Origin of the sequence: Aeromonas sp. 601039, from assembly GCF_049174415.1 — a bacterium.
GTDB classification, from domain to species: Bacteria; Pseudomonadota; Gammaproteobacteria; order Enterobacterales; family Aeromonadaceae; genus Aeromonas; species Aeromonas veronii_A.
In genome coordinates, this window is the sequence record NZ_JAAKTL010000002.1 from 139,499 (window position 1) to 160,101 (window position 20,603).

Here is a 20,603-nt window from a genome sequence, read left to right on the forward strand (position 1 = left end):
TTTGGCGAACTCTGTCACGGTGGGCCGCAAGGCCCCATAACCCCAAGGAGTTGTTGATGACAATCCAACACAAGGCCGGCGCCCTGCTGGCAGCCGCCCTCACTCTCACCACCCCGCTGCTGAGCCAGAGCGCTCACGCGGCCGACGACAAGGTGGTCTACTTCTACAACTGGTCGGAATATGTGCCGGACGGCCTGCTGGAGCAGTTCCAGCAAGAGACCGGCATCAAGGTGATCTACTCCACCTACGAATCCAACGAGACCCTCTACGCCAAGCTGAAAACCCATGGCGACGGCTATGACGTGGTGGTGCCCAGCACCTACTTCATCTCGAAAATGGCCAAAGAAGGTATGTTGCAACCGCTGGATCGCGCCCAGCTGCCCAACTTCAAGCACCTCGACACCACCCTGCTCAACCACGAGTACGACCCGGACAACCGCTACTCCATCCCCTATATCTGGGGCGCAACCGGGATCGGCACCAACACTGATATCATCGAGCAACCGGTTACCAGCTGGAAACAGCTCTGGGCGCCAGAGTGGAAAGAGAGCCTGCTGCTGATGGACGATGCCCGCGAGGTGTTCCATATCGCGCTGGTGCAGCTGGGCTACAGCCCCAACACCCAGGACAAGGCGCAAATTGCCGAAGCGTTCGAATACCTGAAAAAGCTGATGCCCAACGTCAAGGCGTTCAACTCCGACAACCCGGCCGACCCCTTTATCGCAGGTGAGGTCAATATCGGCATGCTGTGGAACGGCTCGGCCTACGGCGCCCAGCGCGAATACCCCTCCATCCAGATGACCTACCCCGAAGAAGGGGCGGTACTCTGGATGGATAACCTCGCCATCCCGGCCAAGGCCAAGCATGTGAAAGAGGCCCACGCCCTGATCAACTTCCTGATGCGCCCCGATGTGGCCGCCAAGGTGGCCGAGGCGATTGGCTACCCCACTCCGGTCAAGGATGCCATTCCCCTGCTCACCCCGGCGTTTCGCAACAACCCCATGGTCTTCCCGAGCGACGAGATCAAACGCAAGGGCGAGTTCCAGTCCGATGTGGGAGATGCCTCCCGCCTCTATGAGCAGTACTTCCTGCAGCTTAAAGCCATGGTGGCCAAGGCGGGTTAAGTCGGCTTTTTATCTACCCTGATGGGATTTATGGATGAAGGGGGCAACGCCCCCTTTTTCGGCTTTCAACTCTGCGCGCAGCATCATCGTCATAATTCACGGGGTCTACCGACTCGAACCTGTGGATCTCTCCCCTATTGCCCAGCCATCACAGAGCACAAGCAAGCACCCAAAACGGATAGCCAAAAGTTCCCTATCCCGACCGATGCTCCCCCTGCCTTGATGGCCACTCCGCAGAAATACGCCACCTTGTGGCAACTGCGGTATTGTGCTTTACACTGTGATAGTCATTTCGACTAAAAATAGGTCATGCAAATATGTCTAGATAATTGAGTCCTGTTAGTAATACTATGATTTAAAAGTAATTTTCTTTGACAATCTCGGATATAAAACGGAGTTATATGGAGGGTTATATTAACAGTTTAATACCGCCGTCCATCAAATCACTGTTAGAAAACAAGGAGATCTCAAATGACTAAGCTCGATGAATATCTAAAAAAGCCAGTCTCTGAATTAGTGGCAGAATCACCGCGTGCAATTCCCCAAGAAGAAATGGAACGACACAAAATTTACTCACTTCTCTTAATGAGCATGGTGGCGTTTAACTGGAATTCCAATAAACGAGGCATTGATGATTCACAAAAACCATCGCCAAGCAAAGACTATGGACACAACCTACTCCTGTCCACACCAGAGAAACCCGTGCCGCGAGGGAAAAGTCTCAAAGGTGATTATCTTGGTCACAACATCGCGGCTTTTGCAGTAGATCGAGATGGCTTTGTGATCGACTTCGATTTCAATCATAACGAAATATTCAACAGCTCCACACAGCATGCTGAGGCACGTTTACTGAACCGAGTGTTCTCCCTGAATCAAATTAACGACTCTTGGAATGTGGGAGTTCCCTCTGAAAAAACATCTTCTAGCAGCTATGGCCAGTTACTTCAAGGTGTAACCATCTATACCTCACTTGAGTCATGCGCTCAGTGCTCAGGAATAATGACCCTAGGCAATTCAAAAGAAGTTGTCTATCTGCAAGAGGACCCTGGTCAATACAAAATCGGAAACATAATGTTTAGGCTGACCGAGTCAAACGATCCAAACAGAAAGGCACTTGCTCCGCGTCCAATACCTGCAAGTGCGTTTGGATTTAACTATTACTCAGCCCTTTCGCAAAAATTTGGTGAATACAAGAAAGCCACTGGAAACTCAAGCATTACGTCGTTCCTATGCACTGAAGCCGCATTTTTGATCTTCCTTGAAGCGGAAACAGAATTTGAGTTCTTGACTCGTAGCGGATTATCTTATCCAGACTGGAAGACACGGCTTGCAACCGGAAGCGAATCACGCTTAAGCAACAAAGATGTATTGGAAGAATGTCTTGGCTTCTATCGATACTTTACAGAAAAGGGACGCAGAGGAACTCCCCACTGATTATCTAACCAATCATTCCCCCGGACCTGCGCAAGAAACCGCGCAGGCCGGTAAATTCAAACGTGATCACGACAAGAGCACTCGAATTATTGATGACGGCTTAGTGTAAATAATTTCTCACAATCAGGGGCGCTATTGCCCCCCAAGTCCCCCTCCGCTTCTCGGGATAGCTCTGCCCCCGGTCGCCAAGGCACTGGCCAACTAACCATAAAATCAATAGCTCGATGAATAACAAGGGTGTCAGGGCTCTGCTGACACCCTTCCTGCCTCTTCCCGTGCACTTCTTCTCCCGCCTTTGAGATCGTTTTCACATTTCCGTGGTTTTGCCGTGGCCCTTCCCCGGTAAAAAGCCTATCTTTGCGCCATGACGCAACCGGTTGCGTAACCGGTTGCCTAGCGGTTCACAGATTGACGGGCCAAGGCCTGATGAGGTGCTGTATGAAACGAGGCGTACTGCTCAATGCTCCCCTGAGTGCTCTGGTGGCACAGATGGGCCACACCGACGAGATCACCGTCTGCGATGCAGGCTTGCCCATTCCGGCAGGGCCGGAGCGGATCGATCTGGCGCTGATGGCGGGGACGCCCAGCCTTGCAACCGTACTGACCGCCCTGCTCACCGATCTGGTGGTGGAGAAAGCGATCATGGCAAGCGAGATCAAGCAGATCAGCCCCGCCGCCCATCAGGCGCTGGTCGATCAGCTTGAGGCCCACGCAGCCGCCCAGGGCAAACCCATCGCCATCGAATACTGCCTGCACGAGGAGTTCAAAACCCGCTCCCGCCAGAGCAAGGCAATCGTGCGCAGCGGCGAGGTGACTCCCTACGCCAACCTGATCCTCTGTGCCGGTGTGGCGTTCTGACATTCTTCAAAGAAGGCCTCTTCAAGGAAGCTGCAAATGAGCACAACCTCCCCCCTCTCACCCATTCTGGAGCTGACTGGGATCGTCAAGACCTTCCCCGGTGTACGCGCCCTCGACGAAGCGGGTCTGCGGGTCTATCCGGGCCAGGTGATGGCCCTGCTCGGTGAAAATGGCGCCGGCAAATCCACCCTGATGAAGGTGCTGACCGGTATCTATCAGGCCGATGCGGGCAGCGTCAGCTATCGCGGCCAGCCGGTCCACTTCAAGGGCCCCCGCGACTCTCAGGATCAGGGGATCAGCATCATCCATCAGGAGCTGAACCTGCTGCCGGAGTTGTCGATTGCCGCCAACATCTTCCTCGGTCGTGAACCCCGTACCCGTTTTGGCAGCATCGACCACAAACAACTGCGCGAGCGGGCAAGCGGCCTGCTGGCACGACTTGGCGTCAAACACGGGCCGGATACCCGACTCGGGGATCTCTCCATCGGCGAACAGCAGATGGTGGAGATCGCCAAGGCGCTGTCGTTCGATGCCAGCGTCATCATCATGGATGAACCCACCGATGCGCTGACCGATACCGAGACCGATCAGCTGTTCAAGGTTATCCGCGAGCTGCGTGAGCAGGGTTGCGGCATTGTCTATATCTCCCACCGCCTCAAGGAGATCTTCGAGATCTGCGATCGGGTCACCGTGCTGCGCGATGGCAAGTGGATCGGCGAGAAGGCGGTGAGCGATCTGGATGAAGACAAGATCATCGAGATGATGGTGGGCCGCCGACTGGAAGAGCAGTACCCGCGTCTTGAGCGCGAGCTTGGCCCCGTCAGCCTGCAGGTAAAAGATCTGGCCGGTCCCGGCGTGCGCGGGGTGAGTTTCTCCCTGCGTCAGGGGGAAATTCTGGGTTTTAGCGGCCTGATGGGTTCCGGTCGTACCGAGCTGATGAAGCTGATCTATGGCGCCAGCCCCATCAGCGCCGGTGAAGTGGCAGTGGACGGTCATGCTCTGGTGCCCAAAAGCCCGGCCGATGGGCTGACCGCAGGCATCGCCTATATCTCCGAAGATCGCAAGGGGGATGGGCTGGTGCTGGAGCTGTCGGTGCGCGAAAACATGAGTCTGTGCGCCCTCGACGAGTTCATCAGCAACGGCAAGATCGACGGCAAGGCCGAGCGGCAGGCGGTGAGCGACTATGTGCGTCTGTTCAACATCAAGACCCCGAGTCAGGATCAGCTGATAAAGCTGCTCTCCGGCGGCAACCAGCAGAAGGTGGCCATCGCCAAAGGGCTGCTGACCCGGCCCAAGGTACTGATCCTCGACGAGCCGACTCGCGGCGTCGATGTGGGGGCGAAAAAGGAAATTTATCAGCTGATCAACCAGTTCAAGAAGGAGGGGATGAGCATCATTCTGGTCTCCTCAGAGATGCCGGAAGTGCTCGGCATGAGTGATCGCATCATGGTGATGCACGAAGGGCGCATCAGCGCAGAATTCAACACCCGCGATGCCAATCAGGAGAAGCTGATGGCGGCGGCAGTCGGTAAACAGTGGCAAGCAGAGCAAGAGGCATCCCAATGACAACCCAAACCCTTTCCCGCCGTGGCGTCATGAGCAAGGCGTGGTGGATCGAGAACAAATCCCTGGTCGCGCTGCTGGTTCTGATTGGTGTGGTCTCCTTTCTGAGCCCCAACTTCTTCACCGCCGACAACCTGCTCAACATCCTGCGCCAGACCTCGGTCAACGCCATCATGGCGGTCGGTATGACGCTGGTTATCCTTACCGCCGGTATCGATCTGTCGGTCGGCTCTGTGCTGGCCCTGTGCGGTGCGCTGGCCGCGACCATGGTCGCCATGGAGCTACCGATCTGGCTGGTGGTGCCCCTCACCCTGGGTGCCGGTGCCCTGCTGGGCGGCGTCAGCGGCCTCATCATTGCCAAGGGCAAAGTACAGGCATTTATCGCCACCCTGGTCACCATGACCGCTCTGCGCGGCATCACCATGGTCTATACCGAGGGTCGTCCCATCTCCACCGGTTTCAGTGACGGCGCCGATCACTTCGCCTGGCTTGGTACCGGTTACCTGTTCGGTCTGCCGGTGCCCATCTGGCTGATGGCCATCGTCTTCCTGCTCGCCTGGTTCATGCTCAACCACACCCGTCTCGGTCGCTACATCTACGCCCTGGGCGGCAACGAATCGGCTACCCGCCTCTCCGGCATCAATGTGGATCGGGTGAAGCTGGCGGTGTATGGTCTGTGCGGCGCGCTCTCGGCACTGGCAGGGCTTATCGTCACCTCCCGTCTCTCCTCTGCCCAGCCGACCGCCGGCATGGGTTACGAGCTGGATGCCATCGCCGCCGTGGTGCTGGGTGGTACCAGCCTGATGGGCGGCAAGGGCCGCATCATGGGCACCCTGATAGGTGCGCTGATCATCGGCTTCCTGAATAACGCCCTCAACCTGCTCGACGTATCCTCCTATTACCAGATGATCGCCAAGGCCAGCGTGATCTTGCTTGCCGTGATGATCGATAACAAAAGCAATCGTTGATAAGACAAGCCACACACAAGGAATGAAATGATGAAAAAGCTCAATACCCTGCTCGCTGCCGCCATCATGTCCGTGCTGGGCACCGCCCAGGCCGCCGATCAAACCCTGGCCATGGTGGTCTCCACCCTCAACAACCCCTTCTTCGTCACCATGAAAGAGGGTGCCGAAGCCAAAGCCAAAGAGCTTGGCTACGAGCTGGTGGTACTGGACTCCCAGAATGACCCGGCCAAAGAGCTCTCCAACATGGAAGATCTCACCGTGCGCAAGGTCGGCGCCATCCTGATCAACCCCACCGACTCTGAAGCGGTCGGCAACGCTATCCGTCTGGCCAACCGCGCCAGCATTCCGGTGCTGACCCTGGACCGCGGCGCCGCGCAGGGTGAGGTCAAGGCCCACATTGCCTCCGACAACGTGGCGGGCGGCAAGCTGGCCGGTGACTTTATCACCGAGAAACTGGGCACCGGTGCCAAGGTGATCCAGCTGGAAGGGATTGCCGGTACCTCCGCCGCCCGCGACCGTGGCGAAGGTTTTGCCCTGGCCGTGGCGGCCAACAAGCTGCAGGTGCTGGCTTCCCAGCCTGCCGACTTTGACCGCACCAAGGGTCTGAACGTCATGGAAAACCTGCTGGCGGCCCACCCGACCGTTCAAGCTGTGTTCGCCCAGAACGACGAGATGGCGCTGGGTGCCATCCGCGCCGTGCAGGCTGCCGGTAAAGAGGTGATGATCGTCGGCTTCGACGGCACTGACGATGGCAAAGCCGCCGTAGCCAAGGGTAAACTGGCCGCCACCGTGGCCCAGCAGCCTGCCCTGATCGGTGCCATCGGTGTCGAGACTGCCGACAAGGTGCTGAAAGGTCAGCCGGTCGAGAAATCCATTCCGGTACCGCTGCAAGTGGTCAGCAAATAAATCACAAGGGGGAGGCTCGCCTCCCCTTTTCCCTCTCGTTTAGGTGCCTCCCGGCTTGAGCTCACGCCATCACAGTGTTCAAGCCAAGATGCATCAGGAGTAGTCAACATGAATCGTCTCGTCGTTCTGGGCAGTGTCAATGCAGACCATGTGCTGCGCGTTCCCCACTTTCCTCGCCCGGGTGAAACCCTGACCGGTCACAGCTATCAGGTGGTACCCGGTGGCAAGGGGGCTAATCAGGCGGTTGCTGCCGCACGCCTTGGCGCCCCCGTCTCCTTTATCGCCCGCATCGGTGATGACGCCATCGGCCAGCAGATGAAGAGCGGTTTTGCCAAAGATGGCATCGACGTCAGCGCCGTCGAGCTCGATCCCGAGCTCCCGACCGGTATCGCCATCATCTATGTGAGCGATGAGGGGGAGAACAGCATCGGTATCTCCGCCGAAGCCAACGGTGCTATCACCCCTGCCGTGGTGAAAAACCACGAAGCCATGATCGCCGACGCCCACACCCTGCTGTTGCAGCTGGAAGTGCCGCTCGAGAGCGTCCATGAAGCTGCACGGCTGGCCCGCGCCCACGGCACCCGGGTGGTGCTCAACCCCGCCCCTGCCCGTCCGCTCTCGAGCGAACTGCTGGCGCTGGTGGATCTTATCACCCCCAACCAGACTGAAGCCGAGCTGTTGACCGGCGTCAAAGTCACCGACGAAGCAAGTGCCCGCGAGGCGGCCGCCCGCTTCCACCAGATGGGCATTGCGGATGTGATGATCACCCTGGGGTCGCAGGGGGTCTATTGCAGCAACGCCCAGCAGCAACAGCTGATCCCGGGCTTTCGGGTCAAGGCGGTGGATACCACTGCCGCAGGCGATACCTTCAACGGCGCCCTGCTGGCGGCGGAACTGGCCGGAGCCGATTTCCACAGCGCGGTGCGCTTTGCCCACGGGGCGGCGGCGCTCTCCGTGACCCGATTCGGAGCCCAGAGCTCCATTCCGAGCAAACAGGAGGTTGACGCCTTCCTGCTTGAGCAGACTGCGCAGGGGCACTGATGGCCAATATCAAGGAGGTGGCGGCGCTGGCGGGTGTGTCGACCACCACCGTCTCTCATGTCATCAACGAGACCCGCTTTGTGGCCGAGGAGACCCGCGAACGGGTCTTCGCCGCCATGCGCGATCTCAACTATGCCCCGAGTCTGGTGGCCCGCAGCCTTAAGGTGAAGGAGACCAACAGTATCGGCATGCTGGTCACTACCTCCAGCAACCCCTTCTTTGCCGAGGTGGTGCGCGGGGTGGAACGTTACTGCTTCGAGCAGGGCTACAACCTGATGCTGGGCAACACCGAGGGGCAAGCCGAGACGGCCCTCTCCTACCTCAAGATGATGCTGCGCAAGCGGGTCGATGGCCTGCTGATCATGTGTAGCGAAGGACAGCAAGAGGTGTTCAATCAGCTCGACTGGCTCAAGAGCCTGCCGGTGGTGGTGATGGATTGGGGGCTGGTCAGCGAAGATGTGGATCTTATCGCCGACAACTCCTTCCACGGTGGTTATCTCGCGACCCGCCATCTGATTGAGCTGGGCCATACCGCCATCGGCTGTATCACAGGCCCCCACAGCCGCGCCCCCGCCAACCAGCGCCAAGCTGGCTTCGAGCAGGCGTTGCAGGAGGCAGGTCTCATCGTCAATCAGGAGTGGATCCAGGAGGGTGATTTTGACTGCGCCAGCGGCCATCAGGCGATGACTCGTCTGCTGGCATTGCCCGAGCGCCCCACCGCCCTCTTTGTCTGCAACGACATGATGGCGATGGGAGCCATCAGTGCCGCCCATCAGGCGGGGCTGGTGATCCCGCGGGATATCTCCATCGTTGGCTATGACAATGTGGCGCTGGCTGAATTTATGTCGCCGCCGCTCACCACCGTCAACCAGCCCAAAGAGGAGCTGGGGCGTCTCGCCGTCACCCGCCTGCTGGCCCGCATCAACGGTGAAGCGGTGGAGAACCACCTGATCACCGTCGACCCGGACCTGGTGATCAGACAATCCTGCGCCCCTCGCACCTGACGTTCAGGGGCAATAAACGAAACAAGGCGACCCCAAGGTCGCCTTGTTTCATTTTGTCTCTTGCCGGTGCAATACCGCTTTTTGCCCTCAGGCCAGCGACCGGGTCTCCCTGGCCGCCAGCACTTGCAGTGGCACCAACCCCAATCGTCGGGCCAGAGGCTGCAACAACTCGCCATCTTCATCACCCTGCGGCAGCCAGTAGCGGACAGGCCAGCCGACTGCCAGCTGCGCCGCGGTGGTACTGCCAATCTCTCTGAGCGCCAGAGTGCAACCCTGTTGGCGCAATCCCGCCAGCAAGGCACTATCCGGCTGCAGCATCGGCACCAGCAACACCAGCGGCGTACGGGAAGCCTCCGGCAGATAGGCCAGTAGATGAGTAAGCTGGGCCTGGTTGTCGAGCGGGACCAGCAGTGCCCGACCATCGGCATACTGCGCCTCGTGTGTTTGCAGCACACGGGCCAACACGGGCCCAAGCACACCGCACTCCTGCAGCCAGCGCATGTGGCAGGGCACTCCCTGCTCACCCCACTCAAGCGCCAATTGCCACATCTCGTTGCCCTGTCCGTCCGTCAGCGCCTGCAATGCCACTTGCAGCGGTGCAGGCTCGCGCCCCGCCAGCCACTCTCGCAGCTGATGAAGCTGCTGCTGACTCAACTGCAGCTGCTGCAGCATGGCAGGCTCAAACCAACTGATCGCCCCCTCCTGGCTACGCTTGGCCTGGTTGAGGGCCAGGATGGCCTGATCCAGCAGCCGGGCGGCATCCTGTTGCTGCGCCTTGGCGACCCCGAGCCGACAGGCCAGATCGAAGCTGCACTCCCGGGTCACGAACTCGAAATGGAGCAGATCCACCAGCTCATGAATGGCGGTTTCCAGCGCATCATTCGCCTTGGTCAGCACCACGGCAAATTCGTCACCACCAAGCCGGTAAGCGTGACTGCCATGGGCCTGTTGCAGCTTGTTGGCCACCATCTGCAACAGCCGATCACCGACCTGATAACCCAGCAGATCATTGACCTGCTTGAAGCGCTTGAGATCGAGCACCACCAAAGCGCTCACATCATCAGCATGCAGAGCGCGAGAGAGCTGCTCCTGCAGGGCACGGCGGTTGCCAAGCTGGGTCAGGGGATCGAGCAGGGCAAGCCAGCGGTTCGCCAGATTGGCGCGAATGAGGGCTGCGACCAGAGCGCCGCCAGTCAGCAGCAGGATCAGTTGCCAGATCTGCAGCCAGAACAGACTGTTGCGGATCTGGCTGACCGAATGCTCCCGCTCCTGGCCGGAGAGGATCTGATCCCCTATCTGTTCGATGAGACGGGTCTGGCTGGCGATCGCCTCCTGCAAGCGGGCAAGCTCAGCCCCCTCGCGCAGCGCACCAGCCTCCATCTGGGGTTCGAGCTGCTTGATCTGCTCGAACAGGGTGGCCAGCACCTTGCCGAGTCCGTGCCGCTGGCGCATCTCGGCGGTCTCGCTGCTGATGAGGAAGATGTCGAGCCGGTTCCACAGCAGATCGTAATCGAGGCTCAGGGTCTCCATCGACAGTCTGCCAGCCCGATAGAGCTGCAGGTCGTAGAGGAAACGCTGGGATTCGAGCATCACCTGGCTGATGTTCCAGTGGACATTGCGGTAGAAGGTATCGACCAGCTGCTCTTGCCGATACTGCAGATAGAGGCTGCTGCCCGACGAGAGCAGAAACAGCAGCGACACCGCAACCAACAGCAGATTTTGGCGGGATAGCCCCATCAATCGACGATCTCGATGCGGGTCACCTGCCACACCATGCAGTTGTGAATGGCAGGCACGTCCAGCTTGGGATAGGTGGTGAACGGGATGAGCAGCCAGAGCGGCCCCTTGTTGCGCCGGGTCAGCGGTTTGCCGTCCTCCTGACGCACCAGGGTCAGCGGCACGCCGTCGAACAGGGCCAGATCCACCACCTGCTGATAGCCGTTGAGGGCCGAAACGGCGATCTTGCGAGCATCCGGGATCCCTTGCGCCGCCAGCACGGTTGACAGGGTCGGCCCGCGATAGTGGTGGGTGCCCTGGGTCCAGGGAGTAGTGGTGGTGAATTCGGTCTGTGGCAAGGCGGAGAGGGCCGCCTCATCGAGGGTCACCTGCTGGCCATCTGGCAGTACCAGGGTCATCAGGGGGATGGAGGCCGATGCGCTGGCACTGGCCAGCATCAGGAGAAAAAAAGCGATCCATTGCTTTACTGCGTTCATGGTAAATTGCGCCAACTGCGTCCCATTTTTTGTGGCTGCCAGTGTGGCGATTTCACCGAACCATTGCAACTGTCCCGTCACACACTAGCTCAGGGACCGCGCATCTCCATCCAGTTGTGCCCCTCGACTTGCCTCGGTTGATGGATGCCGCACGCCTCCAGCAACTCATCGACATAGGCGGGTACCAGCAGGGAGGCCGGCCCATAGCGCTTCTCGTCAAACTGGCTACCCACCTCGCTCGGCTCGAGATTGAGCTCTATGGTGTGGGCCCCGTTCAATCCCGCTTCGTGCACGAAACCGGCGGCCGGATAGACGGCACCCGAGGTGCCGATGGAGATGAACAGATCGCACTGGGCCAGCGCACTATAGATGCGATCCAACCCGAGCGGCATCTCGCCAAACCAGACCACGTGGGGGCGCATCGGCTGGGGGAACTGGCAGCAGGAGCAGAGCTCGTCCTGATGGAGATCCCCGCGCCACTCGATCACCTGACCGGACTCCGGGCAGCGAGCCTTGAGCAGCTCGCCGTGCATATGGATAAGGTTCTTGCTGCCAGCACTCTCGTGCAGATTGTCGATGTTCTGGGTCACCAGGGTGACCGTGCCGGGCAAAAGCCGCTCGAGACGAGCCAACGCATAGTGGGCCGGATTGGGGTGAACCTGGGGCTGTTGCAGCTGTTTGCGGCGGGAGTTGTAAAAGCGCAGCACCAGATCGGGATCACGGGCATAACCCTCGGGGGTCGCCACGTCCTCGACCTTGTGCTCTTCCCACAAACCGTCGCAGGCACGAAAAGTCTTGATGCCGGATTCGGCAGAGATCCCCGCTCCGGTCAGGATCACGATATGTTTGTATGACTGCGCCATAAGCTGCTCCGTCTATCCCCGCATAATAGTGTGACCTTAGCACAGGGAAAAAAGCGCCACTATTCGCCCTTGGTCTTAAAAGCTTGGCGTGGCTGTGCGGGCAACCACTCATCCAGCACGGTCAGATCGAGCCTGACAAAAACCATCTCCCGCCCGGTTACCAGGGTCAGCGGCAGACCAAGGCGCTTGAGCAAAGTGAGCATGGGACGATTCTGGGCCAGCACCTCCGCGGTCCACTCACAGATCCCCTCAGCTCGGGCCAGCAGTGCCAGCGCCAGCAGAATGCGCCGTCCCGCTCCCTTGTGCTGGAAATGATCTGCCACGATGCAGGAAAATTCGGCACGCTCCGGATGGAGTCGACGCCGGATGGACTGAGCCTGAGCCAGCGGCTCACCGGCAAGATCGGTCAGCAACAGCGAGATCTGGTGTTCGGGATGGTAATTGAGAAACTGGGCCACCTGCTCCGGCGGTGGCCTCCGTTTGGGGCGCATAAAACGCAAGTAGATGCTCTCCTCACTGAGCGCATCATAGGCGGCCAGCATACGGTCAGGATCCACCCCCTGCAGCTCTCGTAGCAGACAAGGTTGGTCGGCGACCTGCATCGTCAGTGGTAGTACCGACCGCGAAGCCGGATGGGGCCAGCCTGCCAGCCCCTTGCAGAGACGCTCCCGATGGATGGGCCAGCAGAGATAACGGGGCACGGGTTACCAGCGCCCCGCAATACCCTGCTCCCGCCACACCTCGGCGTCGAGCAGATTGTAAGGATCATCGAGATAGACGGCGATCCCCAGCTCTCTGACTCGGGCCATAAAGCGTCCCAGCAGGGAGTCCATGGCCAATGACTCTATTTCGGGTAAAAGCGCCTGCCCCAGCAGCAAAGCGCTCAACGGCAAACGCTCCAGCAGATCGAATGGCAAATGCTGGCTGTTATCGAGCAGCAACGCCAGCTTGCTCCCCGCCAGACTCGCTTGCAGTACCAGCGCAAACCGCTCTCCATTGCTCAACAGGTGATCCCGACGATGGATCAATAATGTCAGCTCTGTGGGGCTACGTGACTGATCCGTCAACCACTCTTTAAGTGCCTCCCAGCGGCCGGGTAAACCCGTTACCGCCAGCCAGACCGGATGAGGAGTCGCGGGGCTGGAGAGCAGCCCAAGCTGACCCTGCACTTCCCCCTGCCAACGACGGATTGTTCGACGTTGGCCACTCAGCCGACGCTGACGCAGAGGCCCCAGATAGAGTCCGCGCAGCAACCTGAGCAACTCGTTGCCATCGAGTGGCTTGGCCAGTGCAGCCAGCACATTGAAACCGGCATCGTGCAGCAGACGGCGGGCACCGTCGATCAATGTCTGCTCGTGCGCCGACAAGAGAATGATCGGCAACCCGCTGCGCTGAATTTGCGGCTGGCTCATCAGCAGGCTGATGGCATCCTGCTCCACCAGACTGAGATCACACACCAGCAGACTGATGTCGCCAGCCTCCAACGCAGCAAGACAGGCAGTTTCATCCTGCACCCACTGGCAGGAGAGCCCCAGTTCGGCGATAGCCTGCTGTAACTGCATCCCCTGAAACGGGTGATCTTCTAGCAGCAGTACCCGCTTGGCCGCCAGCCAGTTGTTCCAGTCACGGTAACTGGCGGCAAGTCCTCCCAGCCAATCTTCACCAATGGCATAAATTCCCTGATGATGCTGCAACTCGGGGAAATAGTCCGCCTGCTGGTGAGCGGCAGGATCGTAAAGGGCAATGGCTCCTGCCGCAAACAACCCTTCCCACTGCCAGCAGGCGTCCGGTTGGGTGCGCTGCAAAGTGACATAGGAGGGGAGTGTCGTGCTCTTTGCCAGCTCATGGGAGGCCCGATCAAGCGCATAGAGCAAGACAGGGCAAAAATCTGCCGCCTCGTGCTCTTCCGAGTCGAGCAACGCCAGCAGTTCTTCATCAGTAATGATCATCTTGGGTCCTTTTCGAGAAATGCTGGCTGAACTCATCCAACGCCCGGTTCAAACTGCTCTGGAGAGCTGGATGGGGGGCTTGTTGCCACTCGTCAATCACCGTCACCAGCGCCGTGGCTCCTACCATTCTGGCGGCCCCCTTCAGCTTGTGTAAAGCAGCATTCACGCCAACTTCATCTTCTTCTGTGCAGCAGCGTTCAAGTTCGGCCAAATCATCACGGGTAGCCTTCAGATAAAGGGCAGCCAGTTCATCGGTCAGCAACGAGGCAACCGGCGTCGGGGCGACAGCATTGCTCCCCTCTTTGCCAATATGGCGCAGCAAGGTCGCCAGCACCTTGAGGGCGACCGGCTTGTCCAGATGACCATCGCAACCGCAGGATTGCAGCTCCCTTGCCGCTTGCTCACTGAGATCTGCGGTGATCACATAGACCGGAAGACGGGCCCAACGCGCGGATTTACGCAATTGCCTGCACAGTTCGGCCCCGTTCATCACCGGCATCTGCAGGTCTGTCAACACAAGATCCACCTGGTGCTTCACCAGCATCTCCAGCGCCAGCTGCCCATTGGCGGCACTGACTACGCTTGCACCCAGTTGCCCCAGTTGCATACAGATCAGCTCCCGGTTGACATCGTGATCCTCAACAAGCAGTACCCGCATACCAAGCCCAGGCTGCATCTCACCCACAGGTTGCTCTGATGTCATCCGTGGCTGGAACAGGCTGATCATGGTGCCCGGCACCCAGGACTCCCCCTGCCATGACCAGTGATACAGACTATCCTCGTCTCTCTCGGCCTGCAGCAGATCAACCGCACGACTGGCAACATGAATACCGAGCCTGGACAACCAGGGCGTGACCCCCAAAACCTCATCGTGAGGCAGTGAGAGGGATAACTGGCGTACTCTTGGCTGCCAATCGATATCTTGCTGAACCTGTTGCAACGGCAACTCGCAGAAGAAGCGGCTACCACCGCCCGGGCGTCCCTCGACATCGATCAACCCGCCCATCTGCTCGAGCAGCTGCTTGCAGATCGCCAGACCAAGGCCGGTGCCCGGCGCCCGCAACTGCCCTTCAACAGCAAACTGTTCGAATGGCATAAAGAGAGTAGGACGCATCTTGGCGGTGATCCCCGGCCCTTCATCATCGACCCCGAAGCGCAAGGTCGATGCGACTACCTCGACCCACAGCACCACTTCCCCACGCAGGCTGAACTTGATGGCATTGGAGAGCAGATTGTGGAGCACTTGCCGTACCCGATGGGGATCGAGAGTCAGCAAGGCTGGCAAGGCAGGGTCAAGCCGCAATCGTAATTGCAGCCGTTTGGATCTGGCCTTACTCCAGTGCACCGCCGCCACGTGCTCGCACAGCTCGGCGAAATCGGTGGGCTGGGGCGAGAGGGAGAGTTTGCTGTTTTCGTTGCGACTAAAGTCGAGTACATCGTTGAGCAGGCCGAGCAGCTCATCCCCCGCCTGACGCACCCGCGCCAGCGCCGAATCCTGTTCTCTCGACAAAGGGGTGCTGGCCAGCCACTCAAGCAAGCCGAGCATGGCGTTCATCGGTGTACGGATCTCGTGGCTAATCGCCGCCAGGAAACGGCCCTTGGCCTGCACCGCCTGCTGCGCCTGTTCATGGGAGTGCTGCAATGCTTGATCCTGCTCGACCCGGGCAGTGGCATCCTGCATCACCGCATAAATTCGCCAACCATGCGGTTGACTGCGGCCACGGCCATAGAGCTGCAACCAGCGCAGACCCTTGGTCGGATGGTGATAGCGCAGGGTGAATGCGAAGGGTTTGCCAGCCTGCAACATGGCGAACATCTCACGGCTTACCCGGCGGCGATCCTCGCGCTCAAGCATAATGAGCACCCGTTTGGGCTCACGGCGGATCTGCTGGCTCGCCAGCCCCAGCAGCTCGTAACAGCCTCGGCTGATAAACTCGATGGCCCCTACCCGTCCCCGCTCGAACATAAACTGCAGCACCACGCCGGGGACTGTATTGGTCAGGGCACGCAGGCGGCGCTCTGCCTGACGTAGAAAACGGGCCTGCTCACGCAGCACACTGATATCCGACAGGGCGATGAGATCGGTGGCAGGTGCTTGCTTGTCCAGCCGCAGCGGATGCTGGGCATAGGCGAAGACCTGCTCCCCCAGCACCAGCTCCCCTTCGCTCTTTTGCGGCTGAACCGGCGGCAGCATCAACTGCTGAGAGTAGCGCAGGGCCAGACGTCGCCCCTGTTTATTGGATTTGATCACCTTGCCCTGGCTGTTGCGCAGATAGACGGGCACCGGCAACGCCTGAAACATGGTTTCCCGCAGCTCGCTCTCGATGGCCAGCGCCTTCTCGGCGGCGTGACGCTGGGCCACTTCCCTTGCCAGTTGCTGGCGAGAACGCCAGATCCCGCCGATGACAATACCGCTGATCAGCAGTGCCATGGCGATGGAGCCAAACCAGGCGGCGTAGCTCACACCGGGTTGCTGCACGACGAGCAAGCGGCGCCAGCGCTGGTTAAGTTCGTCAATCTGGGTGCTGGTAAGGGCCATCAGGTTGCGATCCATCACCCCGGCCAGTTCGGTCTGACTCTTGTTGATGGCAAAGCCAAGACTGAAGCGATCTTCCAGCTCCTCAATATCGAGCCCTTCCAGCAAGTTGGTACGCTGGGGATATTGCAGCTGATATAGCTCGCTCAGCATGGCGTCAGCCTTGCCATGTTTGATCGCTGCCAGCCCCTGTTCGATGCCGTCGGTGCGAACCCACTCCTGATCACCGAGCAGGGCGAGCAAGGAGGGATCGTAGAGGGATTCCGGCACCAGAATACGCTGCCGCTTGAGTTGGGTAATGCGATCGGCAGCCAGCTTGCGCTTGCTGATAAAGGCAAACCGGTTGGTGGAGATCGTCCGGCTGAAAATGAACTGATCCGTCAATGCCGGGGATTCCGGCAAACCGGCCATCATATCCGCCTCACCACGACGCAGCTTTTCTACGGCCTCCGCCTTGCTGGCGGCAGGCACCAGCTTGTATTTCAGGCCGGTCTCCTGGGTGACCCAGCGCAACACATCCGCGCTCCACCCTTTCGGCTCCCCCAGATCATTGACGCCGCTATAGGGCATCAACTCGGGATTGACCACCAGGCGAATGGTGCGACCGCGGCCGGATAACCAGGCCTGCTCGGTATCGCTGAAGTGGGGTTGGTTGACGTAGAGCGACCCCTGATCGAGATAACGGGCCAGATCGGTATAGATAGTACCGGCGGGCATATGACGGATCAGGGTGTCCACCAGATTGGCCAACTCAGGCTGATCACGCATCATCAAGCGATAGCTGATGATCCGATCCTCACCAAACAGGCGGCGCAGGCGCAAACCATCGGCAGGAAACTCGCGCATCAGATAGCGCAGTTGCAGATAGTCCCCCAGATAGGCATCCCCCTTGCCACTCTGCAGCGCGTCGTAGACCTTCTCTCCGCTTTTTAGGGAAATAATGCGTGCCTGGGGATAGAGCTCGTGCAGCAGGCGGGCAGAGTCTGCCAGCGAGTAGACCAGAAAGCGGGCCTGTTTGAGATTTTCACCCTTGTAGAGGATGGCGGCATCGGTTTCCATCATCGGACGACTTAACCGCATACCCTCCACGGCCTTCTTGCGGGTTCCGACATAGGGAATGATGTCGCATTCCCCCTCTGCGAGCCCGTTGCGCAATGTCTGCCAATCGGGCAACTCTTTGAGCACGAGGGGAACCGGGAACAGCTCCTGCAACCGGGCGAGACGATCCTTGAGCAGTCCCCCCTCGGCCATCAGGTATGGTGGAGGAAGCGTCGCAGGATAGCAGAGCGAAAGCTGACTCAGTGAATTTACATAAGCTTGGGTCGCAGGCGCCAACGGCAGCACTGTGGTCTGCAAAGGCTTGGCGTGCAATGGCAGTGCCAGTACGGCACCCAGAAGAAAAACGGGGAATTTGGTCATCTGAAAACAAAAGCCAGGCATCTGCCTGGCTTTTTATCACTCGTTGGGTTCAACATTTTCTACCCTGGCCTTGAGCTTCTGGCCAGGCCGGAAGGTCACCACGCGGCGGGCGCTGATAGGAATATCCTCGCCCGTCTTGGGGTTGCGTCCGGGACGCTGATTCTTCTCACGAAGGTCAAAGTTACCGAAGCCTGAAATCTTGACTTGTTCACCACGCTCAAGCGCCTGTCGGATTTCCTCAAAGAAGGCTTCCACCATATCTTTGGCTTCACGCTTGCTCATCCCGAGCTGGGTGAACAGGTGCTCTGCAATGTCGGCTTTGGTAAGCGCCATAGATCAATCCCTCAAGGATGCATTCAACTCTTCACCAAGGGCCCGCACGACATTGTCTACGGTCTCGGCAATCTCTTTCTCCTCCAGGGTGCGCTGGGTGTCTTGCAATACAAGACTGATGGCCAGGCTCTTCTTGTCCTCTGCCATACCAGCACCCTGGTATACGTCAAACAAGTTTATTCCAACTACCTGATTTCCGCCAACTTTTTTAATTACCGCAAGCACATCACCTGCCAGAACCTGACGATCGACCACGACGGCAATGTCGCGACGGTTCGCCGGGAACTTGGAAACCTCGGCTGCAACCGGCACCTTGGCCGGGGTCAGCTTATCCAGCTCCAGCTCAAACATCACTGCACGGCTCTTGAGGCCCAGCTTCTTCTCGAGGCTCGGGTGGATCACGCCGATGTGGCCGATGATCTCGCCATTACGCAGAATGGCTGCGCTCTGGCCCGGATGCAGGGCGCTGTGCTCGGTGCGCTCGAAGGTAAAGGTGGCCCCTTCGGCGGTCAAGTCCAGCACCGCCTCCAGATCCCCTTTCAAATCAAAGAAGTCGGCTGCGCGGGTTTTGATATCCCAGTGCTCGTCGCTCTGGTTGCCAGTGATGATACCGGCCAGCATGGGCTCCTGACGGATGCCGTTCTCAGCGCTTCCATCCTTGATGAAACGCAGACCCTGTTCAAACAGACGCACGCGCGGCTGCTGACGGTTCTGGTTGTAAACGACAGCCTGCACCAGACCCGGGAACAGAGAGACACGCATGGCGGACATCTCGACCGAGATCGGGTTCGGCAGCACGATGGCATCGCTCTGCGGGAACAGGGTTTGCTGGGTCTTGGGATCGACGAAGCTGTAGGTGATCGCTTCCTGGAAACCACGGTCAACCAGCAGGTCGCGTACGCGCTTCAAGGTCACCTGCCCTTCTGCCTGCTCAACCATCGCCAGAGAGGCGGCGGGTTTCAGGTTCGGGATGTTGTTGTAGCCGTAGATGCGAGCCACTTCCTCGATGAGGTCTTCCTCGATGGCGATATCGAAACGCCAGGAGGGTGCCAGCGCAGTCCAACCGTCAGCATCCACAGTAACCTGCATGCCAAGGCGGGTCAGGATCTCGACCACCTGAGCATCAGCCACGCTGATACCGATCACCTTGTCGAGCTTGCTGCGACGCAGCTTGATGGGTGCCGCTTTCGGCAGATGGGCATCGGATTTGACCTCGATGACCGGACCCGCTTCGCCGCCGCAGATATCCAGCAGCAGGCGAGTTGCACGGTCCATCACCTTGACTTGCAGCTCGGGATCAACCCCACGCTCGAAGCGATGGGAAGAGTCGGTGTGCAGACCGTAAGCGCGAGCACGGCCGGTGATGGAGAGCGGCGCGAAGAAGGCGCACTCCAGCAGGATGTCGGTGGTGGTCTCGGATACACCGGTGCGGTTGCCACCGAAGATACCGGCCATACAGGCAGGACCTTTGGCATCGGCAATCACCAGGGTGGTCTCTTTGAGCTTCACTTCGTTGCCGTCGAGCAGGGTCATCGGCTCGTCAGCGTGGGCGCGACGTACCACCAGCTCCCCTTCCAGGGTAGCCAGATCGAAGGCGTGCATCGGCTGACCGTATTCCAGCAGCAGGTAGTTGGTGATGTCGACGATGGCGTCGATGGAGCGAATGCCGCCCCGACGCAGCTTCTCTTGCATCCAGAGCGGGCTCTGGGCCTGCAGGTTCAGCCCCTTGATGACGCGCCCCAGATAACGGGGGCAATCGGCGGTTGCTTCAACCCGGATCGGAAAAGTTGCATCAATGGTGGCAACAGCAGGTGCCCAGGTCGGCTCGACCACGTCCACGCTGTTGAGCACGCCAATTTCACGGGCCAGACCGGCGATACCGAGGCAATCGGCACGGTTCGGAGTCAGATCCACATCGATGGATACGTCGTTCAGATTGAGGTAGTCGCGAATATCGGTACCGATGGGGGCATCGGCCGGCAGCTCAATGATGCCATCGGCTTCAACGTCGATACCCAGCTCACTGAAAGAGCAAAGCATGCCGTGAGACGGCTGGCCACGCAGCTTGGCTTTCTTGATGGTGAAATCACCCGGCAGGGTCGCCCCTACTTTGGCCACGCACACTTTGAGGCCCTGACGGCAGTTTGGCGCGCCGCAGACGATGTCCAGCAGCTCGGCTTCACCCACGTTGACCTTGGTCACCCGCAGCTTGTCGGCGTCAGGATGTTGGGCGCACTCGACCACTTCACCCACGACCACATTGTTGAACTGGCCAGCCACCGCTTCCACGGCGTCCACTTCCAGACCGGCCATGGTGATCTGCTCGGCTAGTGCATTGTCACTCAACTCGGTGCGGACCCACTCCATCACCCAGGATTTACTGAATTTCATG

16 protein-coding genes are annotated in these 20,603 nt (G+C 59.2%); 8 read left to right on the forward strand and 8 right to left on the reverse strand.

Features of this window, described 5'->3' with window-relative positions; all coding sequences use genetic code 11:
• Nucleotides 1-56 precede the first annotated feature (56 nt).
• The 8 genes from G5195_RS02525 to G5195_RS02560 all read left to right on the forward strand — a co-directional run bounded on the left by G5195_RS02525 (nt 57) and on the right by G5195_RS02560 (nt 8,898).
• A complete protein-coding gene (locus G5195_RS02525) occupies nt 57-1,124 on the forward strand; it encodes an extracellular solute-binding protein (RefSeq protein WP_337072227.1) in 1,068 nt (355 codons plus the stop codon).
• A gap of 471 nt (nt 1,125-1,595) precedes the next feature.
• Nucleotides 1,596-2,558 (forward strand): hypothetical protein, encoded by a 963-nt coding sequence (locus tag G5195_RS02530; RefSeq protein WP_421221777.1) that lies wholly within the window; start codon nt 1,596-1,598, stop codon nt 2,556-2,558.
• 438 nt (nt 2,559-2,996) lie between these two features.
• A complete protein-coding gene (rbsD, locus tag G5195_RS02535) occupies nt 2,997-3,416 on the forward strand; it encodes a D-ribose pyranase (protein WP_069527587.1) in 420 nt (139 codons plus the stop codon).
• A gap of 36 nt (nt 3,417-3,452) precedes the next feature.
• A complete protein-coding gene (gene rbsA, locus G5195_RS02540; protein WP_216953559.1) occupies nt 3,453-4,982 on the forward strand; it encodes a ribose ABC transporter ATP-binding protein RbsA in 1,530 nt (509 codons plus the stop codon).
• Nucleotides 4,979-5,947 (forward strand): ribose ABC transporter permease, encoded by a 969-nt coding sequence (gene rbsC / locus G5195_RS02545; RefSeq protein WP_005336670.1) that lies wholly within the window; start codon nt 4,979-4,981, stop codon nt 5,945-5,947. Before rbsA ends, rbsC begins: the two co-directional genes overlap by 4 nt.
• Before the next feature lie 30 nt (nt 5,948-5,977).
• Nucleotides 5,978-6,853 (forward strand): ribose ABC transporter substrate-binding protein RbsB, encoded by an 876-nt coding sequence (gene rbsB, locus G5195_RS02550; RefSeq protein ID WP_005360585.1) that lies wholly within the window; start codon nt 5,978-5,980, stop codon nt 6,851-6,853.
• Nucleotides 6,854-6,961: 108 nt separating this feature from the next.
• Entirely contained in the window at nt 6,962-7,894 is a 933-nt protein-coding gene (gene rbsK / locus G5195_RS02555; RefSeq protein WP_421221780.1) for a ribokinase, read from the forward strand.
• Nucleotides 7,894-8,898: a substrate-binding domain-containing protein gene (locus tag G5195_RS02560; RefSeq protein ID WP_100645833.1), complete on the forward strand. Its 1,005-nt coding sequence runs from the start codon at nt 7,894-7,896 to the stop codon at nt 8,896-8,898. The genes rbsK and G5195_RS02560 overlap by 1 nt, the downstream gene beginning before the upstream one ends.
• A gap of 87 nt (nt 8,899-8,985) precedes the next feature.
• Here G5195_RS02560 and G5195_RS02565 read toward each other — a convergent pair whose 3' ends face one another.
• The 8 genes from G5195_RS02565 to pheT form a co-directional block, all read right to left on the reverse strand.
• Nucleotides 8,986-10,635 carry a diguanylate cyclase domain-containing protein gene (locus G5195_RS02565; RefSeq protein ID WP_421221782.1) on the reverse strand — a complete coding sequence of 550 codons (1,650 nt, stop codon included), beginning with the start codon at nt 10,633-10,635 and terminating at the stop codon, nt 8,986-8,988.
• Nucleotides 10,635-11,111, reverse strand: coding sequence for a hypothetical protein (locus G5195_RS02570; RefSeq protein WP_216978767.1), 477 nt, complete (start codon nt 11,109-11,111; stop codon nt 10,635-10,637). The genes G5195_RS02565 and G5195_RS02570 overlap by 1 nt, the downstream gene beginning before the upstream one ends.
• Nucleotides 11,112-11,200: 89 nt before the next feature.
• Nucleotides 11,201-11,974 carry a Sir2 family NAD+-dependent deacetylase gene (gene cobB / locus G5195_RS02575; protein ID WP_216978766.1) on the reverse strand — a complete coding sequence of 258 codons (774 nt, stop codon included), beginning with the start codon at nt 11,972-11,974 and terminating at the stop codon, nt 11,201-11,203.
• Nucleotides 11,975-12,033: 59 nt separating this feature from the next.
• On the reverse strand, nt 12,034-12,675 hold the full coding sequence (locus G5195_RS02580) for a GNAT family N-acetyltransferase (protein WP_216978765.1): 642 nt from the start codon (nt 12,673-12,675) through the stop codon (nt 12,034-12,036).
• A gap of 3 nt (nt 12,676-12,678) precedes the next feature.
• On the reverse strand, nt 12,679-13,923 hold the full coding sequence (locus G5195_RS02585; RefSeq protein WP_216978764.1) for a response regulator: 1,245 nt from the start codon (nt 13,921-13,923) through the stop codon (nt 12,679-12,681).
• Nucleotides 13,910-17,899 (reverse strand): ATP-binding protein, encoded by a 3,990-nt coding sequence (locus tag G5195_RS02590; protein ID WP_216978763.1) that lies wholly within the window; start codon nt 17,897-17,899, stop codon nt 13,910-13,912. Before G5195_RS02590 ends, G5195_RS02585 begins: the two co-directional genes overlap by 14 nt.
• Before the next feature lie 15 nt (nt 17,900-17,914).
• Nucleotides 17,915-18,211, reverse strand: a complete 297-nt coding sequence (gene ihfA / locus G5195_RS02595; protein ID WP_005300715.1) for an integration host factor subunit alpha — start codon at nt 18,209-18,211, stop codon at nt 17,915-17,917.
• Between the two features lie 3 nt (nt 18,212-18,214).
• A complete protein-coding gene (gene pheT / locus G5195_RS02600; protein WP_421221785.1) occupies nt 18,215-20,602 on the reverse strand; it encodes a phenylalanine--tRNA ligase subunit beta in 2,388 nt (795 codons plus the stop codon).
• Between the last annotated feature and the right edge of the window lies 1 nt (nt 20,603).